This window comes from Rhizobium lentis, assembly GCF_017352135.1.
Lineage (GTDB): Bacteria > Pseudomonadota > Alphaproteobacteria > Rhizobiales > Rhizobiaceae > Rhizobium > Rhizobium lentis.
In genome coordinates this window covers 913,002-928,535 of sequence record NZ_CP071454.1, presented here as the reverse complement: position 1 = coordinate 928,535, position 15,534 = coordinate 913,002, and the positions used below count along the sequence as shown (strand labels likewise).

Here is a 15,534-nt window from a genome sequence, read left to right as displayed (position 1 = left end):
GGGGATTTCGCTGTGAATGATAAGAACGGTTTTTCCAGAAAAACCCAATGCGTCGAATTTTTTCACCAACTTGATCGTCTCGTCCACCACGCTACTTATGGTTAACCGGGGCTTCCCTTCACTGAGAAACATGATGAGAGATTCACTTGCTCGCCATAGCGAGGTTTGGAAAATGGGCCGCCAGCAGAGACCGCGTCTGACGCTGGATATTGCCGACACTCCAACCTATGCGATCGGCGACATTCATGGACGCTATGACCTGCTCCTGAAAGCCGAAGAGGCGATCCTGCGCGATGGCGCGCAGCTGCCCGGGCAAAAGCTGATCGTGACGCTTGGTGACTATATCGACCGCGGCCCGGACTCGGCGCAGGTCATCGCTCATCTCATGACGCCGCCGCCGGATGGTTTCGACCGCATCTGCCTTGCTGGCAATCACGAGATCGCCATGCTCGACTATATCGACGGCTGGCTCTCTTACGACGACTGGATGAGGATGGGGTCGGCGGAACTGCTCAAATCCTATGGGCTCGATCCGGAGCACTTGCCGCTGATTTTTCCCTCCGGCGTACAGCTCGACGCCTTCCTGCGCCAGTCGCTGCCGCATACGCATATCGATTTCATGCGGGCGCTGCCCGTCATGCTGGAGACGCCGAACGTGGTGTTCGTGCATGCGGGCATCGATCCGATGCTGCCGCTTGCCGCACAAACGGAGGAGGATCTGGTCCTCATCCGCCATCGCTTTCTCGAAAGCAGGATCCCCTTGCCGAAACTTGTCGTGCATGGTCATACGCCCAACGATGAGCCCGACATTCGCTCGAGGCGGCTCAATCTCGATACACGCGCCTTTCGCAGCGGCCGGCTGACCGTCGCCCGATTCTGGCAGGGCAGGGTGCATCTGTTTTCCACCTGACATCATCCCGCCCGGCACGCTGATGGTCAGACCGTCTCCCTTTCGGCCGGAGCGGGTTCGAGCGGCCTTTCCGTCGCGCGGTGGCGACGCCGGCCGCGCAGCACGACGTAGAAAACCGGCGTCAGGAACAACCCGAAGAACGTGACACCGAGCATGCCGGAGAAGACGGCGGTGCCGAGCGATTGCCGCATTTCGGCACCGGGGCCAGTGGCGATGGCCAGCGGCAGAACGCCGAAGATAAAGGCGAATGCCGTCATCAGGATCGGTCGCAGGCGAAGGTGGCTGGCCTCGATGGCCGCGTCTACCGGTGATTTGCCCTCCTCCTCCGCCTGTCTTGCGAATTCGACGATAAGAATGGCGTTCTTGGCCGCAAGGCCGATCAGGACGATCAGGCCGATCTGCGTCAGCACATTGTTGTCCATTCCCCTGAGTGACACTCCGATCAGTGCCGCCAGCACGGCGAGCGGGACGATGAGAATGATCGCGAGCGGCAGAACCCAGCTCTCATACTGGGCCGCCAGGGCCAGGAAGACGAAAATCACGGAGAGGGCGAAGATGTAGACAGCGGTGTTGCCGGTGTGGGTTTCCTGATAGGCGAGTTCCGTCCATTCGAAGGTCGTCCCGGGTGGAAGGATCTTGGCCGCCAGTTCCTCCATCTTCTTCAGCGCATCGCCCGTCGAGGTGCCGGGCGTCGGATTGCCCTGAAGCGGCACCGAGACATACATGTTGTAGCGCTGGACGAGCGCCGGGCCGCTGGAGTCCTGAATGTCCATCAGGGTTCCGAGAGGTACCAGCGCGCCGGTTGCGGAGCGCACCTTCAACGCAAGGATATCTTCCCTGTCCATACGGTATTGCCGGTCGGCCTGGGCGCGAACCTGGTAAACGCGGCCGAACGCGTTGAAATCGTTCACGTAGGCAACGCCAAGATTGATGGAAAGTGCATTGAAGATATTGGGGATCGGCACGTTCAGGAACCGCGCCTTGTCGCGGTCGATCGACAGGAAATATTGCGGGCTGGCGTCCGAGAATGTCGTAAAGACGCCGGTCAGGCCCTCGGTCGTTGCCGCAGCCCCCATCATCTGGCGGGCGAGGCCCAGCACGCGCGTCATGTCAGGGTTTTCGAGATCGGAGATCTGCATCTTGAAGCCGCCGGAATTGCCGACGCCGCGCACGGACGGCGGCGGGATGGCAATGATGAAGGCTTCCTGGATGCTTTGCAGCTTGGCAAAGAGCTCGCCGATGATCTTGTTGGCGTTGTCTCCGCCTTCCTCGCGTTCGGCGAAGGACTTGAAGGGAACGAAGACGACGCCCGCATTCGAGGCATTGGTGAAGGTCGCTCCGCTGAAGCCGGCAAACTGCACGGCGTTTCCGACACCGGGCACGGTTCGGGCGATGTCGCCCACCTGTTTGACGACGGCATCGGTACGCGCAAGCGAGGCGCCGTCGGGAAGCTGCACGACGACGATCGCGTAACCCTGGTCCATAGTCGGAATGAAACCCGAGGGAACCCTGGTGCTCATGTACCAGGTCGCACCCAGAAGGCCGGCGAAGGCGAGCATCGCGCAGGTCAAGCCTACCCAGCTGCTGACTAGGTGCCGGACGGTCCACGAATAGCCCGAGCTCATCCGGTCGAAGCCGCGATTGAAGCCGTTCGCAAGACCTGTTCCCAAGCGTGAGGCGATGCTCTTGCGCTTTGTCTCGTGATCATGGGCCTTCAGCAATATGCCGGCGAGCGCGGGCGAAAGCGTCAGGGAATTCAATGCCGATATCGCTGTGGTGACGGAGATCGTCACCGCAAACTGCCTGTAGAACTGGCCAGATATGCCGGGGATGAAGGCGGTCGGCACGAATACCGCGATCAGCACCAGCGAGATCGCCACGACGGCGGTTCCGACTTCGTCCATTGTCACGTGGGACGCCTGCTTCGGCGTCATGCCGCGCGCCAGATTGCGCTCGACGTTTTCCACCACCACGATCGCGTCATCGACGACGATGCCGATGGCGAGCACGAGACCGAAGAGTGTCAGCATGTTGAGCGAAAAGCCGAAGGCGAGCAGAACGGCGAAGGTGCCGATCAGCGAGACGGGAATGGCGACGATCGGTATGATCGCGGTCCGCCAGGATTGCAGGAAGACGAGAACGACGATCGCCACCAGGATGGCCGCTTCGGCGATGGTCCTATAGACCTCGTTGATCGAGTCCGAGATGAATTCGGTCGTGTCGTAGACGATGCGATATTCCAGCCCCTCCGGGAAGTTCTGTGAGATATCCTTCATCAGCGTCTGGACTTGATGGGCCGTGTCCAGCGCATTGGTTCCCGGCCGAGCGAAAATGCCGAGAGCGACCGCAGGGTCGTTGTTGAGATAGCTGTTGGTGACGTAGTCCTGTGCGCCGAGTTCGATGCGGGCGACGTCCTGTAGCTGCACCAGCCGGCCCGCTCCCGTCGATTTCACGATGACATAGCGGAACTCGCGAACATCGGAGAAACGCCCGTCCGTTCGCACGGTATATTCGAAGGCGTTCCTGCCGGTCACCGGCGGCGCGCCGATTTTACCGCCCGATACCTGGACGTTCTGGTCCCTCAGGGCGGAGACGACGTCGTCCGAGGTCATGCCGTAGGCGGAGAGTTTTTCCGGATCCAGCCAGATGCGCATCGAATACTGACGCTCGCCGAAGATCTGCACGTCGCCGACGCCGTCGAGGCGCACGAGCACGTCGCGGATGCGATTGCGGGCATAGTTCGAGACGTAAAGCTGGTCGTAACGGTGTGACGGCGACAGGAGGTGCACAACCATCATCAGGTCGGGAGAGCTCTTGTCCGTGGTCACGCCGAGCCGCTGAACCTCCTCGGGAAGGCGGGGGAGCGCGATGGAAACGCGGTTCTGGACAAGCACCTGGACCTTGTCGAGATCGGTGCCGAGCTTGAAGGTGATCGTCAGCGACATGGCGCCGTCGGCGCTGGAGTAGGAAGACATGTACAGCATGTCTTCGACGCCGTTGATCTGCTGCTCGAGGGGGGTCGAAACCGTGTCGGCGATGGTCTGCGGGTCGGCGCCCGGATAGGAGGTGCGCACGACGATGGTGGGCGGCGCGATCTCCGGATATTGGGAGACCGGCAGCTGCGTATAGGCGATGCCGCCGACGACGAGGAAGAGAATCGAAATGACGGCCGCAAAGATCGGCCTGTCCACGAAGAAATGGGCGAATCTCATTGTCCGCTCTCCGCGTTTGCGGATTCCGGTGGCATGTCCTGCCGCTCTTGCGGCAGTTCGCTCATCTGAGGCGTGATGGTCGAGCCCGGCCGGGCGCGCATCAGGCCGTTGACGATGATCGTTTCGTTGCCGTCGAGGCCTTCACGGATGACGCGATAGCCGTAGAGCCGCGGTCCGGGGCGTACCGGCTTGGTCGAAACCTTGCCTTGGGCGTCGACGACATAGACGACGCGCTCATTCTGATCCGAGCCGATCGCCTCGTCCGGGACGAGAATGGCCTTGTAGGTATTGGAGGCTGCGACCTGCACACGGCCGAACAGGCCCGGCTGCAGGACGAGATCAGGATTGGCAAGGCGGGCGCGGATGCGAATGGTGCCGCTCTCGTTGTCGACCCGGTTTTCCGCAAAATCGAGCTTTCCCGTGAAAGGTTTGGCGGTGGGGTCGGAGATGGTGACGGACACGTCGACGCCGCCGCCGCCGAGCTGGAGGTCCTTGCCCAGTTTGCGCGCGGTGTCGGCAAAATTGAGCAGGCGACGTTCATCGACATCGAAATAGAAATCGATCGGATCGAGGGAGACGATCGTGGTAAGCACCGTCTGGTCGGCCTGCACGAGATTGCCGGTCGAGATCAGGCGACGGTCGATGCGGCCGCTGAGCGGCGCCTTGATCTCGGTATATTCAAGATCGAGAGCCGCGCGATCAGCGGCGGCCTGCGCGCCGCGGACATTGGCCTGGGCGGAATCGAATTCGCGGCGGCGATCGTCCAGCGTCTGTGCGGATTGGCTGCCGCTCGAAGCAAGCGACTGGGCACGCTTATACTGCGCATCGGCAAAGACAAGGGTGGATTGCGCCGCTTCAAGCGCGGCCTTTGCCTGGTTGAGCGCGGTTATGAACGGCCGCTGGTCGATGACGAAGAGCAGGTCGCCCTGCTTGACCAGGGCGCCGTCCTCGAAATGAACTTCCTGCAGATAGCCGCCGACACGCGAGCGCACGGAGACCTCATCGACCGGCTGGAAACGGCCGATGAATTCGTCGTTATCGACGACATCACGCACGACAGGCTTTGCGACGGTGACGGGAGGAGGGGCAGGCGGTGCGCCTTGCGCCATCACGGCCAGAGGCATGAACGTGGCGATGCAGCCGAGCACCAATATCCGTCGAAGCGCGTAAGTCATACCGGTCCCTCCAATCTCGACGGCCGATGGATGGTCGCCGAACCTAAGATGAAGTTATGTTATTCATGTCTTGCTGCTGTGAACGGAAGCCTGGGCTCCCGTGATACCCCCGGTATCCGATCGATAGAAGGGAAGGCCGGCATGCGATGCACAATGGAAAGTCTTAACGCTATGGAACGGGATATAAACGGCTGCCGCCAAAAATAGCAAATGCCAATTGCCGGCGGTTATCAATTCTTTACGAGCGGCGTCAGCTTTCGACAATCTCATCGCGGCCTGGCGGTAAGGCTGCGAGTTCGGCCCAATCAAGTTCCTGTTCCAGCATGTGAAATACATCGTCGTCGATCTCGCCGTCGCGGCGCATCGCGGCCAGTTTGCGGCGTTTGGCGGTGATGACGTTGCGGCGCTGTTTGTCAAGCCGGCTGACCTCGCGCGGGTGTTTTCCGTCAGCGGCGATCTCGCGCTCGGAGGTGTAGACATCGCGCAAGATGCGGGTGGATTTTTCATTGCCGTCAAGCTCGGCAAGCGCTGCATCGATGAGCGCGATGCGGGCTTTTGTGAGATCACGGTCCAAGGAGGTGTCCGGATCAAATTTCAGGAAGCGGATCAGCGGCCCGAGCGTCAGCCCCTGAACGATGAGTGTGCCGAGGACGACGGCAAGGGCGCTGAGTAGGATGATGTCGCGGTCGTGGAAGTCGATCGGCAAGGCGAGCGCGGTCGCCAGCGTCACGAGGCCGCGCATTCCGCACCATCCGGCAATAAGGCTCGTCGCGAAAGTGGGAACTGCCTGTTTCGTCAGCCTACGCACCGCCAGAAAGGTAATCACACGGTTATAGAGAAGCACCCAAGCCAGGCGGACCACGATGACGGTGATGAAGACCGAGGCGGCCAGGGTGATCGCGAAGTCGAGTCGACCGGGGTCGATATCAACGAAGATTTGGCGGACTTGCAGCCCCATCAGCAGGAAGGCGAGCACGTTGACCAGGAAGACCGCGGCTTCCCAAACCGAATAGGAGTGGATGCGATGGCGGGCGGTCTGCCTTTCGGGCATGTAGCGGGCGATCACCATCGCATAAACGACGATGGTCAAAATTGCTGAAAGGTGCAGCCGCTCGGCGATGATCCATGCGCCAAACGTGGCGACGAATTCGAGCAAGGTGCCGCCGAGCGTGCCGGCGAGCCTTACTCCGATGACCATGTAGAGACGGCCGAGGAGATAACCGAGGATGATACCTCCCGGCGCCGCCAGCGCCAGTTGCGCAAGGGCGCCGCTGAAGAAGGTCGGGCTCGAGGCGGCGGCCACCGCCGCGCTGAAGATCAGGAGCGCGACGGCATCGTTCAAAAGGCTCTCGCCTTTAAGAACCACATAGGTCTGCCGCGGCAGCTCGAAACGGTCGAGCATGGCGGTTGCCGCTGCCGCATCGGGTGGTGCGACGATGGCGCCGAGCGCCAAGGCTGCAGCAAGCGGCAGGCCGGCCGTCGTCATGGCGACGGCGGCGACTGCGACGGCCGTCAGGATGACGGCAATGGCGGCGAGCGAGAAGAGCGGCAGCCAGTTGCGCCTCAACGTCCGTGGCGGCAGGTCATAGGCGGCGTCGAAGAGGACGGGCGCGATCAACAGCGCCAGCGCCAGTTGCGGATCAATGGCGACGTCGGGCGCCCAGGGCACGGCGGCAACGATCATGCCGGCGATCGCCAGCATCGTGGGATAAGGGATGCGGAATTTCCGGGAGAATTGCAGGAAGACGATCGCTACCAGAAGCAATGTCAGCATGCTTTCGAAGAACGCCATCAAGCCCTCCTGCGCGCCTCCGGCCGAGGCGATCTCATCGGAAATTAGGGCCGAAGCCGGTCTGCGGCCACTGCAAGCAGCCGGCTCTTTTCGCGGCGGCTGCGGCATTTTGGCCGCGGCTGCGGAATCTGCCTCCGCGCCCTTGTGCAGTGCGGGCGACGGGAATATATCATCCACATCATAAGTATGCTTATAAATAGCCGGCAAAGGTCTCCATGAGCGCCACGCCCACCCTCGGATTTCTTTTGCACGACGTCGCGCGGCTGCTGCGCAAGCGGTTCGAGCAGCGCGCGAAGTGCCTTGGGTTGACGCGTTCACAATGGCAGACACTTGCCTATCTCTCAAACAACGAAGGCATCCACCAAAGCGGCCTTGCCGAAATTCTCGAAGTCGAGCCGATCACGCTGGTGCGTATTCTCGACAAACTCGCTGAACGAGGGCTCATTGAGCGCCGCCAGCATCCGACCGACCGGCGGATCTGGCTGCTCTACATGCGCGACGAAGCGCATCCTCTGCTCGCCGAAATGCGCGAACTCGGCGATGTGACCCGCGCAGAGGCGCTGGAAGGTGTCTCAGTCGAGCAGCGCGAGCAGCTTTTCCACATCCTGTCCGTAATGAAGACCAACCTGATCCAGGCATGCCGGACCCCGGTTGACGAGAATGAGATGAACGATGGCTGATCAATCTCCCCTCCGCGTCGTTGCCGACGCCAATGCAAAGTCACCTATTGAACAAAATGAAGCGAAACAGCAGGAAACGGTAGCCGAAGCGCCTTCATCCAGTTCAGCGCCGGCTGTCGCCGTGGCTGCGCCCGGCGGCAAGAAGGTCCGCCGCCGGCGCAGTCTCACGCGGCCCGTTCTCTTCGCCCTGCTGCCGGTCGCGCTCGTTGTCGGCGGTTATTATTACGTCAATGGCGGTCAGGTGATGTCGACCGACAACGCCTATATCCAGGCCGATATGGTCGGGGTCACCACGGATGTCTCGGGCATCGTCGACCGGATCGACGTGCATGAAAACGAAGCGGTCAAGGCGGGGCAGGTGCTCTTCAGCCTGAGGGCCGATTCCTTCAAGATCGCGCTTGCCGGCGCCGAAGCCCAGCTCGGCGTCCAGCGCAACCAGATCATGAACCTCAAGGCGAGCTATCAACAGTCGCTGGCCGAAATCACGCAGGCTGAAGCCGATCTGCCCTATTTCCAGGATCAGTTCGACCGGCAGCAGAACCTGGTCAACAACGGCAGCGCGACGCAGTCGGCCTATGACGAGGCCAAGCACAACCTCGAAGCGGCGCAGCAGAAGGTTGCCGTTGCCAAGGCGGAGGCCGCAACGACGCTCGCCCAGCTCGGCGGCAGGGCCGACCAGCCGGTCGAGGAAAATCCGCTTTATCTGCAGGCCAAATCGCAGGTCGACAACGCCCGGCGCGAACTCGACCACAGCGTCGTCAAGGCGCCCTTCAATGGCATCGTCACCAATGTCAACGCATTGCAGGTCGGCTCCTACCTGCAGGCTTCGCAGCAGGCCTTCTCGCTTGTCGCCACCGACCATCTGTGGATCGCCGCCAGCCCGAAGGAAACCGAACTGACCTACGTCAAGCCCGGCCAGACGGCCGAGATCTATGTCGACACATATCCCGGCGTCACCTGGAAGGGCAAGGTCGAGAGCATCAGCCCGGCATCCGGCTCCAGCTTCTCGCTGCTGCCGGCGCAGAACACCACCGGCAACTGGGTGAAGGTCGTGCAGCGCATTCCGATGCGCGTCAGCATCGAAGATGCCGAAGGCAGGCCGCCGCTGCGCGTCGGCATGAGCACGGTGGTCGATGTCGACACCGGCCACGCCCGCGGCCTGCCCGATTTCGTCAACAGACTTCTGGGCCGGCCTCAGGGCATGGATCATGAGTAGCGCTGCCGCCTCTCCGGCGACCCCCATCGCTAATCGCGGTGCGATCACGGCCTGCGTCATTCTCGCCGTCATCATGCAGGCGCTGGATACGACGATCGCCAACGTGGCGCTGCCCTATATCCAGGGCAGCGTTTCGGCTTCCGCCGACCAGATCAACTGGGTACTCACATCCTATATCGTCGCGGCGGCGATCATGACGCCGCCTTCCGGGTTCCTCGCCGCCAGGTTCGGTCGCAAGCGCGTACTGCTCGTCGCCATCGCCGGCTTCGTCGGGGCCTCGGTGCTCTGCGGCCTGGCGCAATCGCTGAACCAGATCGTCGTCTTCCGCCTGCTGCAGGGTCTGTTCGGCGCATCGCTGGTGCCGCTTTCCCAGGGCATCCTGCTCGACATCTATACTGTGGAGGAGCGCGGCTCGGCCATGGCCCTTTTCGGCGTCTCGGTCATGGTCGGGCCGGTCCTCGGACCCGTCATCGGCGGCTGGCTGACAGACAATATCAGGTGGCGCTGGGTGTTCTACATCAACGTGCCGATCGGCGCGCTCGCCTTCTTGGGCATCGTCATCTTTGTCGGCGAGACCAAGAGGGATCTGCTCGCCAAACTCGACTGGTTCGGTTTCGGGATGATGAGCCTGTTCATCGGCGCGCTGCAACTCTTCCTCGACCGCGGTGAGCAGCTCGACTGGTTCTCATCAGGCGAGATCATGCTCGAGGCGCTGATCTGCGCCGCCGCTTTCTACCTGCTGATCGTGCATACGCTGACGGCGGAGAAATCCTTCGTCAATCCGAAGCTGTTCCTCGACCAGAATTTCACGGTCAGCATGATTTTCATCTTCGTCGTTGGTGTCACCTACCTCGCCTCGCTGGCGCTGATGACGCCCTATCTGCAGACGCTGATGGGTTATCCCGTGATCACCGCCGGCATCGTCATGGGGCCGCGCGGTCTCGGCACCATGCTCTGCATGTTCATTGTCGGGCGGCTGATCGGCAAGGTCGATACGCGCTTGCTGCTGGTGCTGGGCCTCGGCCTCACCGCCTGGGCGATGTACGACATGACCGGCTGGACGCCCGACGTCTCGCAATGGACGATCATCTCGGTCGGCTTCATTCAGGGCGCCGGCCTCGGCTTTCTCTTCGTCCCGCTGACGACGATCGCTTTCGCGACGCTCCCCGCCGATATGCGCGGCGACGGCACCGGCCTCTACAATCTGTCGCGAAACATCGGCTCGGCGGTCGGAATCTCGATTGTCTCGGCACTGATCGTCGAGAACACGCAGAGCAATCATGAGTCGATCGTGGCCTATGTGACTCCGTTCAACCACGCCTTCAACGCCGTGGCGGCGCAGGGGCTGAGCCCTCTGACGCTCGCTGGCCGAGCCTCACTCAACGAGATCATCACGCTGCAATCGACGATCATCGCCTATATGGACGATTTCAAGCTGCTGATGCTGATGTCGCTGGCGGTCATCCCGCTGGTACTCCTGCTGCGCAAGCCGAAGGCGGCGCCCGCCGTCGATCACGGCGCGGTCATGGAATAGGCTTCAAGCGTTTAAGCAATTCCCGGCAAAAGCGCTTCGCGCTTTGCTTGGGAAAACCGCTTCACACTTTTGCTGGAATTGCTTAGCGAAACGGCTTGCTGAGATAACGCGAGCCCTGAATGCCGAAGCGCCAGGGTGCTTCGGCATTTTTCGTAATGCCGATGCGTTTGCCAGCGACGATCGGCGCCGGTGCGGAGGCCGTGAGCGCGTAGGGCGCGCGATCAAGCAGCCTGTCGTTGATCGCGATATCGATGCCGAGCGCCTGGCAGAGCTTGCCCGGGCCGCTGCAAAGCGCCGTCAGCATCTCGGTGCCGCGCCGTTCCATCATCGCAGGGATTCCCGCTTCCGGCTCAAGCGCCCGGATCAGCACGGCCGAGCCAGGATGGCAGACGAAGTTCAGGCACCAGTACATGCCATAGATGCGGTAGATGTAGACATTGCCGGGCCGGCCGAACATGGCGCCGTTGCGCTTCGTGGGCCCGCGAAAACTGTGCGAGGCCTCGTCATCGGGGAAATAGGCTTCGGTCTCGGTGATGCGGCCGCCGGCGCCGTCGACTGTGAGATGGCAGCCGAGCAGATCACGGGCGACGGCGATCGCATCGCGCTCGAAAAACGTCCTGAGGCCCTCGCCGGCAAGCGCGCCGGCGCCGATCGCGCCTGATATCGTTCCACCATCTGTCATGGCCGTGGCAGATAACATTCGATGCATCTGCCGTCACCCAAAAACCATTTGAACTGGCAGGCCGGCATCACCGGCCGGCGTTTGGATCGCGCATCGGGATCGAGGTTGATGTGACCGAAACCGGGTCGCTCGCTGGGAAGGAATCCTCCAGGCCCTCCTCCAGTTCCTCTTCGAGCAGGGCGGGGTCCTTGCCGCGCGCGCCGCCGCTGTGGACCGGTTCGATTGCCGTTGCAATCAGCGCCTTGGCACGTGAGACGGCGTTTTCCAGGGTCAGCTCGGGCGTGCTTCGCAGGGTCACGGCAATGCTGTCTTCGCCTTCACCGCCGAACTCGACGATGAAGCCGTCTTCCGTCTGGTAGACGGTGATATCCCTGAGTACCATGGCCAACCCCGGCGCCTCTATTAGCAAGACTTGATTTAGTGAAGCGCGTTTTCGGAATTTTGTCGAGCGAAGACCTTCACCAGCCAGTCGATGAAGACGCGCACGCGCGGCGAAAGCTGGCGGTTGCGGGGATAGAGCACGGAGACCGGGGTCGGGGTCAGCGGGAAATCCTGAAGCACATGGATCAGGGTTCCCGCGGTAAGATCTCCTTCGGCGTGATAGCGCGGAATCTGAATCAGGCCGAGGCCTAGTCTTGCTGCCGACACATAACTTTCGGCGGCGTTGACGGCGATGGTGGCGGGAATGGTGATCTCGCGTAGCGCGCCGTCGACGATGAATTCAAGCGGCAGCATTCTGCCGCTGCCGCTGGAGCGGAAGCCGACCATACGATGGCCGGCAAGCCGGTCCGGATGCTGCGGCAGACCATGGGCCGCGAGATAGGCGGGAGATGCCAGCGTGATCTCGTCGAGCATGGCGACGCGCCTGATGATCATGTCGCTATCCTCTGGCGTGCCGACGCGCAGCACGCAATCAATGCCTTCGCGCACCAGATCGACCAGCCGGTCGCCCTCACTCATATAGAATTCGATCTCGGGATAGGTTTCGAGAAAGGACGGCAGGCTCGGCAGCACGAAATGGCGTGCGAGGGTGCCGTGTACGTCGACACGCAGCGGGCCCTTCGGCTTGGCGCCGGCAAAAGCACCCTCGGCATCCTCGATGTCGGCGAGGATCGACAGGCAGCGCTGGTAATAGGCCTCGCCGTCGAGCGTGGGGCTGACATGGCGCGTCGTGCGCTGGAGCAGGCGCACGCCGAGGCGGGCTTCGAGCTGCTTGACGGCATCGGTGACGGTCGAGCGCGGCAGACCAGTGTCTTCGGCGGCGAGGGTGAAACTGCGCCGTTCCACGACGCGGCAAAACACCCGCATGGCATCGAATCTGTCCATCTTTTTTATTCGTGATTTCCGGATGGTGATGCCAAACAATGCATGATTATCCGATGAAAGAAAAGGCGCATCGTCTCCTTATCGAAACACGCGGGTGCAGATGAAGGAGAAGAACCATGGCTTTCAACGAAAACGGCAAGGTCGCGCTGGTTACCGGCGCTTCCCGCGGCATTGGCGCTGAAGTCGCCCGACGGCTCGCTAAAGACGGTTTTACCGTCTCCGTCAACTATTCCGGCAGTGCCGCGCCGGCCCAGGAACTGGTCCGCGAGATCGAGCAGAGCGGCGGCAAGGCGCTGGCGGCGAAAGCCGATGTCAGCGACGCTGAAGCGGTCCGCCGCATGTTCGATGCCGCGGAAGCCGCCTTCGGCGGTATAGACGTTCTCGTCAACAATGCCGGCATCATGATGCTCTCCTCGCTGGCCGAGGCTGACGACGCCAATTTCGACCGCCAGATCGCCGTCAATCTCAAGGGCACCTTCAATACGCTGAGGGAAGCAGCCAAGCGTCTGCGCGACGGCGGCCGGATCATCAATTTCTCGACCTCGGTCATCGGGCTGAAGCTCGAAACCTACGGCGTCTACGCCGCCACCAAAGCCGCCGTCGAAACGCTGACGGCGATCATGGCCAAGGAGATGCGCGGCCGCAATATCACCGTCAACGCGATCGCGCCCGGTCCTGTCGCCACCGAACTCTTCCTTAACGGCAAGCCGGAGGAACTCATTGCCCGGATGGCGAAGATGAACCCGCTGGAACGTCTTGGTGCGCCCGAGGACATCGCGGCCGCGGTCGCCTTCCTGGCCGGCCCGGACGGCGGCTGGATCAACGGCCAGACCGTGCGCGCCAATGGCGGCGTGATCTGACGAAGGTGCCGTTATCGCAATTATGTGAACGGCGCTTGTAGCTTTTCCCTCTTACAATCCACCGGAGAGTGCTTATAACTGTTTTATCGCGAGAGAGTGGATTCCCTGACGCTCTCTTCCGAACCTCCAAGCCTGCCGCGCCCAGTCTGCGGCGCGATAGGCCCGATGTTCAAAATATTGCGGCCCGTCGAAGGTTTCCCTTGCCTTCCGGGCCGTATTTGTTGCCGGCTCAGGCGTCGTTCAGCTTGGCCTCCATCAGGAGCTTCACCAGCCAATCGACGAAGACGCGGACCTTGTTGCTGAGGTGACGGTTCGGTGGATAGACCACATAAAGTGGTATCGGATCGCGGCGCCATTCCGGCAGCACGCGGACCAGTTCGCCCCGCCGCATCGGTTCACGCGCCATGAAGATCGGCACCTGCGCGACGCCGAGCCCCGTCAGGGCCGCAGTCAGATAAGTGCGGCTGTCGTTGACCGAGGCGATGCAGCGCGGGGTGGTCTCCACTATTTCATTGCCCCTGCGAAATTCGAAGGGCAGCGTCCGGTTGTTCTGGGCGCGGAAATAATTGACGGAATAGTGCGTCGCTTCCAGATCTTCCGGCCGTTCGGGCATGCCGAATTTCTGAATGTAGCTCGGCGAAGCGCAGGTGATCAGCTCCATCTCCGAAACGCGCCGGGCGATCAGCGACTGGTCGGTGGGCGTACCGGCCCGCAGCGCACAATCGACGTTTTCGACCAGGTAATCGACTGTGCGGTCGCTGACCCCCAGATCCAGGCGTATGTCAGGGTAGCGCTGGTAGAAGTCGCAAAGGGCCGGAACGACGATGGCATCAGCAAAGGCGCCGCTCATTTCGATGCGCAGCCGCCCGCTCGGCAGGCTCTGCGAGTTGGAGAGGCTGCCGTCGAGTTCCTCCAGCTCGGAAATGATCTGGGCGGCACGTTCGTAATAAAGTGCGCCGTCGGTGGTCACCATGACCCGGCGCGTGGTACGATTCAGGAGCTTGGTGCGCAGATGCGCCTCGAGGCCCTGAATGAGGTTGGTCACCGTCGCCTTGGGCATGGCGAGCATGTCGGCGGCGCGGGTGAAATTGCCCGTCTCCACGACGCGGATGAAGACGCGCATTGCCGAGAGCTGATCCATCGGTTTTCAAGTCCGCAGTTTGCATTGCACCATTGTTCGAGAATTGGAACAGTGTTATCGCGATATCGCTTCTTATTCCTTGTTCTGAATAACAATATCTTTTTTGTACAAAACGCAAGCGGCGGACTGTGTCTGTTTGCTCCGATGCGAGAAAGAGACCGGAACCATGACGGTGGAATGGAAAGATATGATGCTGGACAAGGTGGCCATCGGCCCCGTCTCCGCACGTATCTACCAGGGCGCCGACTACGGCAAGGGGCCGCCGATCGTACTTTACCTGCACGGCGGCGCATTTCTCGACAGTGAGACGAATGTCGATCGGCCGGTGGCGATGAGCCTGGCCAAAGCCGGCGCTATCGTCGCCGCCGTTGACTATAGCAGCCTCTCCGACAATGTGTTTCCGAAGGCGTTGGAAGTTTCCTTCTCCGTTTTCAGCTACCTCGCCAACAAACGTGCTGCCGGTCTTGGCGACCGCAAGTCGCTGCTGTTCGTGGCCGGGGAGGAAGCAGGCGGCAATGTCGCCGCCGGTGTGGCGTTGAAGGCGCGCGACCAACTGCCTGATGCGCTTGACGGCCAGGTTTTGATTTCGCCGCTGCTCGATCCCTTCATGGGCACCTCTTCGATCCGCAAGGCGGAAGCCATCGGCATGCGCCAGCGCTGGACGGAGGGCTGGAGCCATTACTTGAGCGGCGGCGGCTGTCATCCCTATGCCGCACCCTGCCTCTGTTCGCGTCTTTCAGGGGTCGCGCCGGCGCTGATATTCACCGCCGAGGACGATCCTCTGCACGACGAAACACTTGGTTACGGCGCCCGCCTGAAAAAGGCCGGCGTCGGTGTGCGCCAGCATGTCCTTCCCGCCGGGACGGGCTGGCCTTCGATTTATGGTGGGAAATCCGGGGAAGCGCCCGACTGGCAGGAGCACGTCAGCCGCCATTTCGGGAGTTTCCTGCAGGATGTAAGCGTCCAACCGCAATTGCATTGAAGAAGATCTGATATTTCGGCGGCT

The 15,534-nt window shown here is 61.6% G+C and carries 13 protein-coding genes; 6 read left to right on the top strand and 7 right to left on the bottom strand.

The window, feature by feature from the left end:
* Nucleotides 1-133: 133 nt before the first annotated feature.
* On the top strand, nucleotides 134-910 hold the full coding sequence (locus tag J0663_RS04545) for a metallophosphoesterase family protein (RefSeq protein ID WP_207243256.1): 777 nt from the start codon (nucleotides 134-136) through the stop codon (nucleotides 908-910).
* A 26-nt stretch (nucleotides 911-936) separates the two neighbouring features.
* Here the strand turns inward: J0663_RS04545 and J0663_RS04540 are convergent, their stop codons facing one another.
* From J0663_RS04540 to J0663_RS04530, 3 genes are all read right to left on the bottom strand, one after another.
* Nucleotides 937-4,122 (bottom strand): efflux RND transporter permease subunit, encoded by a 3,186-nt coding sequence (locus J0663_RS04540; RefSeq protein ID WP_207243255.1) that lies wholly within the window; start codon nucleotides 4,120-4,122, stop codon nucleotides 937-939.
* Entirely contained in the window at nucleotides 4,119-5,297 is a 1,179-nt protein-coding gene (locus J0663_RS04535; protein WP_207243254.1) for an efflux RND transporter periplasmic adaptor subunit, read from the bottom strand. The genes J0663_RS04540 and J0663_RS04535 overlap by 4 nt, the downstream gene beginning before the upstream one ends.
* Nucleotides 5,298-5,547: 250 nt before the next feature.
* A complete protein-coding gene (locus J0663_RS04530) occupies nucleotides 5,548-7,089 on the bottom strand; it encodes a cation:proton antiporter (RefSeq protein WP_207243253.1) in 1,542 nt (513 codons plus the stop codon).
* A 215-nt stretch (nucleotides 7,090-7,304) separates the two neighbouring features.
* On the opposite strand from J0663_RS04530, the gene J0663_RS04525 reads away from it, so the two are divergent.
* Genes J0663_RS04525 through J0663_RS04515 form a run of 3 tightly spaced genes read left to right on the top strand, consistent with a single transcriptional unit; the run spans nucleotide 7,305 to nucleotide 10,519 of the window.
* Nucleotides 7,305-7,769: a MarR family winged helix-turn-helix transcriptional regulator gene (locus tag J0663_RS04525; protein ID WP_207243252.1), complete on the top strand. Its 465-nt coding sequence runs from the start codon at nucleotides 7,305-7,307 to the stop codon at nucleotides 7,767-7,769.
* Nucleotides 7,762-8,985: an HlyD family secretion protein gene (locus tag J0663_RS04520; RefSeq protein WP_207243251.1), complete on the top strand. Its 1,224-nt coding sequence runs from the start codon at nucleotides 7,762-7,764 to the stop codon at nucleotides 8,983-8,985. Before J0663_RS04525 ends, J0663_RS04520 begins: the two co-directional genes overlap by 8 nt.
* A complete protein-coding gene (locus tag J0663_RS04515; RefSeq protein ID WP_207243250.1) occupies nucleotides 8,978-10,519 on the top strand; it encodes a DHA2 family efflux MFS transporter permease subunit in 1,542 nt (513 codons plus the stop codon). Before J0663_RS04520 ends, J0663_RS04515 begins: the two co-directional genes overlap by 8 nt.
* A gap of 82 nt (nucleotides 10,520-10,601) precedes the next feature.
* Here J0663_RS04515 and J0663_RS04510 read toward each other — a convergent pair whose 3' ends face one another.
* Genes J0663_RS04510 through J0663_RS04500 form a run of 3 tightly spaced genes read right to left on the bottom strand, consistent with a single transcriptional unit; the run spans nucleotide 10,602 to nucleotide 12,527 of the window.
* Nucleotides 10,602-11,219, bottom strand: a complete 618-nt coding sequence (locus tag J0663_RS04510; protein ID WP_246590370.1) for a DNA-3-methyladenine glycosylase — start codon at nucleotides 11,217-11,219, stop codon at nucleotides 10,602-10,604.
* Between the two features lie 49 nt (nucleotides 11,220-11,268).
* Nucleotides 11,269-11,583 carry a hypothetical protein gene (locus tag J0663_RS04505; protein WP_207243249.1) on the bottom strand — a complete coding sequence of 105 codons (315 nt, stop codon included), beginning with the start codon at nucleotides 11,581-11,583 and terminating at the stop codon, nucleotides 11,269-11,271.
* Between the two features lie 35 nt (nucleotides 11,584-11,618).
* On the bottom strand, nucleotides 11,619-12,527 hold the full coding sequence (locus J0663_RS04500; RefSeq protein ID WP_207243248.1) for a LysR family transcriptional regulator: 909 nt from the start codon (nucleotides 12,525-12,527) through the stop codon (nucleotides 11,619-11,621).
* A 116-nt stretch (nucleotides 12,528-12,643) separates the two neighbouring features.
* On the opposite strand from J0663_RS04500, the gene J0663_RS04495 reads away from it, so the two are divergent.
* Entirely contained in the window at nucleotides 12,644-13,387 is a 744-nt protein-coding gene (locus tag J0663_RS04495; protein ID WP_207243247.1) for an SDR family oxidoreductase, read from the top strand.
* A gap of 229 nt (nucleotides 13,388-13,616) precedes the next feature.
* Here the strand turns inward: J0663_RS04495 and J0663_RS04490 are convergent, their stop codons facing one another.
* Nucleotides 13,617-14,528 (bottom strand): LysR family transcriptional regulator, encoded by a 912-nt coding sequence (locus J0663_RS04490; protein ID WP_207243246.1) that lies wholly within the window; start codon nucleotides 14,526-14,528, stop codon nucleotides 13,617-13,619.
* Between the two features lie 166 nt (nucleotides 14,529-14,694).
* Between J0663_RS04490 and J0663_RS04485 the strand changes: the two genes are divergently transcribed.
* Nucleotides 14,695-15,510: an alpha/beta hydrolase fold domain-containing protein gene (locus J0663_RS04485; protein WP_207243245.1), complete on the top strand. Its 816-nt coding sequence runs from the start codon at nucleotides 14,695-14,697 to the stop codon at nucleotides 15,508-15,510.
* Nucleotides 15,511-15,534 lie beyond the last annotated feature (24 nt).

Excerpts from the sequence above, each read along its gene's own strand:
- J0663_RS04545 (WP_207243256.1), top strand. The coding sequence starts at position 134 with ATGAGAGATTCACTTGCTCGCCATAGCGAGGTTTGGAAAATGGGCCGC.
- J0663_RS04540 (WP_207243255.1), bottom strand. The coding sequence starts at position 4,122 with ATGAGATTCGCCCATTTCTTCGTGGACAGGCCGATCTTTGCGGCCGTC.
- J0663_RS04535 (WP_207243254.1), bottom strand. The coding sequence starts at position 5,297 with ATGACTTACGCGCTTCGACGGATATTGGTGCTCGGCTGCATCGCCACG.
- J0663_RS04530 (WP_207243253.1), bottom strand. The coding sequence starts at position 7,089 with ATGGCGTTCTTCGAAAGCATGCTGACATTGCTTCTGGTAGCGATCGTC.
- J0663_RS04525 (WP_207243252.1), top strand. The coding sequence starts at position 7,305 with ATGAGCGCCACGCCCACCCTCGGATTTCTTTTGCACGACGTCGCGCGG.
- J0663_RS04520 (WP_207243251.1), top strand. The coding sequence starts at position 7,762 with ATGGCTGATCAATCTCCCCTCCGCGTCGTTGCCGACGCCAATGCAAAG.
- J0663_RS04515 (WP_207243250.1), top strand. The coding sequence starts at position 8,978 with ATGAGTAGCGCTGCCGCCTCTCCGGCGACCCCCATCGCTAATCGCGGT.
- J0663_RS04510 (WP_246590370.1), bottom strand. The coding sequence starts at position 11,219 with ATGTTATCTGCCACGGCCATGACAGATGGTGGAACGATATCAGGCGCG.
- J0663_RS04505 (WP_207243249.1), bottom strand. The coding sequence starts at position 11,583 with ATGGTACTCAGGGATATCACCGTCTACCAGACGGAAGACGGCTTCATC.
- J0663_RS04500 (WP_207243248.1), bottom strand. The coding sequence starts at position 12,527 with ATGGACAGATTCGATGCCATGCGGGTGTTTTGCCGCGTCGTGGAACGG.
- J0663_RS04495 (WP_207243247.1), top strand. The coding sequence starts at position 12,644 with ATGGCTTTCAACGAAAACGGCAAGGTCGCGCTGGTTACCGGCGCTTCC.
- J0663_RS04490 (WP_207243246.1), bottom strand. The coding sequence starts at position 14,528 with ATGGATCAGCTCTCGGCAATGCGCGTCTTCATCCGCGTCGTGGAGACG.
- J0663_RS04485 (WP_207243245.1), top strand. The coding sequence starts at position 14,695 with ATGACGGTGGAATGGAAAGATATGATGCTGGACAAGGTGGCCATCGGC.